Consider the following 3,764-nt stretch of genomic DNA (forward strand, 5'->3'; position numbering starts at 1 on the left):
TAAGTACCTAGCCAATATTATATTCACTCGGAATCGGCGACTTTAGTCCCGAACAAGACGAGGCTGAAGCCATCGTTTCCAATATTTTTGAAATTAATTTTGGGTAGGTACTTATCGTCTCTTCCTAGCTAATAGTTTCAAAAGTACCGTATTCAAGATAAAAGAGGTAGGAGACCCCATATCCAAAGCCTTAATAGAATCAGAAAAAACTTTTAGTGTAGCTTCATCCAAACGGTACTTCCCAGACTTCATAGCCAAAAGAGAAATTTTCTCCACCATCTTTTTACATTCAACTGATGAGAGTCTACTATTTTCCTGAACAGACTCATAGACCTTTGCAAGATTTAGATTCTCGATATCAAGAGTGAAAATCTCTTCCGATTTAGAGTCATGAAGTACCGTTATTGGCATTCTTGATTTAACCGTATCCAAGATAGCAGATTTGGACTCTGTGATAATGATAAATGCTTTGTTTTTAGGAGGTTCTTCTAGGATTTTAAGTAGTCTATTTTGTACCACATCTGAAAAGCTTGGGGCGATTAGGATAATATAGTTTAGCTTGTCACTTGCTATATATGCCTTGGCTATCGTCTCTTTGGCATGAACTACCAAAAACTCTTTTGGATTTCCCTTCTCATCTTCACTCTTGATGATAGTAAAAATCTCATCTCTTCGCAACTGCTCTAATGATGCTAAAACCTCATCAGGTTTTCCAGTAATAATGACACCACTAGCCAATCTCATCAATCGATACTTATCTCTGAAAATAGTGAAGCGTCTATGGTTTTGTTAAAAAGTTTAAAGAGTTGAATAAGTTTAATATCCAAAGAAGTACTACCATTACGAAGATAGAAGCTGTTTGGTACATCTCCATCAATAATCCAAAGCAGATTCTCATCATTACGAAATACAAACTTAGTATAGACAGATTCTGCACTTCCTATATACCAAATAAAATATCCATTAGGATAAGATATATCTAACATATCCTCTAACAGGTCTAACTCTTCTGTACTTTTCATCTTGTCAAGGTTTGGAAACATAGACTTTAGAGTATAAATAGGTAGAAATGGTCTCTCATTTGTAAGTGAATTTATCTTGTTGGAGATATATCTAGCATACCATGCCCTTGACTCATCAGTGAGGATAAGTACACTCTGACCCTCCAGAATCTTTTTGACAGCAGACTCAACAACAGGTACCCAATCATATCGACACTCCTCCATCCATGAGAAGTTTGAATCCTCTTGGCGAATAGTATCCAGTGTCCAGTTGAGTATAGGAGTCATATCAATCCCTATATATCTAACTCGTAAACATTATGTAGCGTACGAACAGCAAGCCCAGCATACTTTTCAGCGATAATCATAGAGATTTTAATCTCCGAAGTTGAAATCATCTCTATATTGATACTCTCTTTTGCCATCGCTCTAAATGCTGTAGCAGCCACACCAGAGTGAGACTTCATCCCCACGCCAACCACAGATACTTTGCACACAGAGTCATCAAAATCCATAGCACCAATATCATGGTCAAAGGCTTCAATAACTGCTTTTGCCCTAGAGCTTTCACTTTGTGGGATAGTAAAACCCAAGTTGGTCTTGCCATCAGTACTTGCATTTTGGATAATCATATCTACATTTATCTGCTCATCTGCTAACTTTGTAAATATCTCGGCAGCAATCCCTGGTCTATCTATAACCTCTCTAATAGTTACTCTTGCCTGATTTTTATCTAGTGCGATACCACTAACCAATACTGCTTCCATATCTTCGCTCTCCTCTCCTATAACCGTCCCCTCTGCATCTGAGAAAGAACTCTTTGCTATCATCTTTACTTTTAACTTTTTTGCTAACTCAACCGAACGATTTTGAAGTACTTTTGCCCCAAGAGAAGCCAACTCTAACATCTCATCATAAGAGATAAAATCCATCTTTTTAGCTTTTGGCTCTATCCTTGGGTCTGTGGTATATATCCCGTCAACATCAGAGTATATCTCACAAGCATCTGCTTTTAATGAAGCGGCTATGGCTACAGCTGAGAGGTCTGAACCACCTCTTCCTAGTGTTGTAACTGCTCCATCTTCGTTGATTCCTTGGAAACCAGCCACTATCACAACTCTACCAGCATCTATCTCACGCTGCATCGCCTTTGGGTCAATCGAAGCTATTCTAGCATAGGTATGAGAACTATCTGTTTTTATTCCAGCCTGTCTACCTGTCATCGCTATGGCATCTACTCCACTCTCTTGAAGAGCAATTGCCAAAAGTGCCGCGGTAACTCTCTCTCCTGAACTAAGCAACATATCCATCTCTCTTTTTGATGGATTTTCAGAAAAATGATTAGCAAAACCTATCAGTTTGTTGGTCTCTCCACTCATAGCAGAGACAACTACCACAAGGTCATTGCCCTCTTTTTTTACCTTTGCAACCCTCGAAGCCACACTCTCTATACGCTCCAAAGAGCCTACACTTGTACCTCCATACTTATGCACTATTAACATCTTACTATATGTCCCTCTCTTACAAAATATTCTATAACTCTTCTATATACTCGTCGTTTAAAATAGGTCGCCTTTTTTAGCAACAACTCATACTCTACATATCTATAATCCTCAAACTCAGGCTCATGATAACTATCAAGATTAATCCTAGCACTATTTTTTAATCGCACTAAAAAATATTTTTGTGTCTGACCATCAAAAGGGTACATTTTTCTAGCCGTTGCACCATTTGGGAAGTCATATTTTATCCAGTGAGGATACTCTGCAATAACATCAACACAATTGCATCCAATCTCCTCTTGTAGTTCACGCAACAGTGCCTCAACAGGTGTCTCACCATCATCGATGCCACCTTGAGGAAACTGCCACACATTTTTAATATCTGATCGTTTGCCTAAAAAAAATTCACACTTTTGTGGATAGTCCGAAGAGAGTATGACAGCTGCGACATTTGGGCGATATCGCTTCTCTGTCTCCATACAATCACTCTACTTTCATTAAATTAATAAATTTTATTATTCTGATGAAATTTTAGCTAAAATGTCATTAAAAATTGGTGAAGAGATGTTACTATATATTCATATCCCCTACTGTGACTCAAAATGTCACTATTGCTCATTTAACAGCTTTGTTGATAAGTTTGAAAGTCGTCAAAATTACATGTTGGCACTAGAGAGACAACTCCTCTTTGAACTGCAGAGATTTGAGGTCAAAGAGAAAGAGATAGAATCCCTATTTATCGGGGGTGGAACACCATCTACTATTGCCCCAAAGCTCTACGAACCTATCTTTAAAATAGTCCATCCATTACTAAAAAGTGATGCTGAAATTACAACTGAAGCTAACCCAAACTCTGCAACTAAATCTTGGCTACAAGGTATGTTTAATCTAGGGGTAAATCGACTCTCTTTTGGTGTACAGAGCTTCCAAAAAGAGAAGCTAAAAGGGCTCAACAGGTCGCACACTCCACAGGAGGCTATAGATGCTATAAAAAATGCAAAAAAAATTGGTTTTGAAAATATATCACTTGACCTTATATATAACTATCAAGGGGATACAGAAGAGATTCTAAAAAAAGATATAGCCCAAGCATTCAGACTTCCTATCAATCACATTTCAGCCTATGAACTCACCATCGAATCTGGTACAAAGTTCTATAGCAAACCAGAGGCGAAACAGGAGAACGAAAACCTAGCATTTTTTGTAGCAGATGAGATTAAGAGACAAGGCTTCAAGCAGTATGAGATTTCAAATTTTGGAA

5 protein-coding genes are annotated in these 3,764 nt (G+C 37.9%); 1 reads left to right on the plus strand and 4 read right to left on the minus strand.

Annotated elements, in window-relative coordinates; all coding sequences use genetic code 11:
• Nucleotides 1–111 precede the first annotated feature (111 nt).
• The 4 genes from GSY74_RS07860 to GSY74_RS07875 are packed head-to-tail and all read right to left on the minus strand — an operon-like array spanning nucleotide 112 to nucleotide 2,982.
• Nucleotides 112–744: a DNA polymerase III subunit delta' gene (locus GSY74_RS07860; protein ID WP_164664551.1), complete on the minus strand. Its 633-nt coding sequence runs from the start codon at nucleotides 742–744 to the stop codon at nucleotides 112–114.
• Nucleotides 744–1,289, minus strand: coding sequence for a HobA family DNA replication regulator (locus GSY74_RS07865; protein WP_164664552.1), 546 nt, complete (start codon nucleotides 1,287–1,289; stop codon nucleotides 744–746). Before GSY74_RS07865 ends, GSY74_RS07860 begins: the two co-directional genes overlap by 1 nt.
• Before the next feature lie 8 nt (nucleotides 1,290–1,297).
• A complete protein-coding gene (locus GSY74_RS07870; protein ID WP_164664553.1) occupies nucleotides 1,298–2,503 on the minus strand; it encodes an aspartate kinase in 1,206 nt (401 codons plus the stop codon).
• A complete protein-coding gene (locus tag GSY74_RS07875) occupies nucleotides 2,497–2,982 on the minus strand; it encodes an RNA pyrophosphohydrolase (RefSeq protein WP_164664554.1) in 486 nt (161 codons plus the stop codon). The genes GSY74_RS07870 and GSY74_RS07875 overlap by 7 nt, the downstream gene beginning before the upstream one ends.
• A gap of 61 nt (nucleotides 2,983–3,043) precedes the next feature.
• Between GSY74_RS07875 and hemW the strand changes: the two genes are divergently transcribed.
• Nucleotides 3,044–3,764 (plus strand): radical SAM family heme chaperone HemW (hemW, locus tag GSY74_RS07880; protein WP_370518788.1); only part of this gene is annotated, 721 nt, incomplete at its 3' end.

This window comes from Sulfurovum sp. bin170 (genome assembly GCF_010892395.1).
Lineage (GTDB): Bacteria > Campylobacterota > Campylobacteria > Campylobacterales > Sulfurovaceae > UBA1140.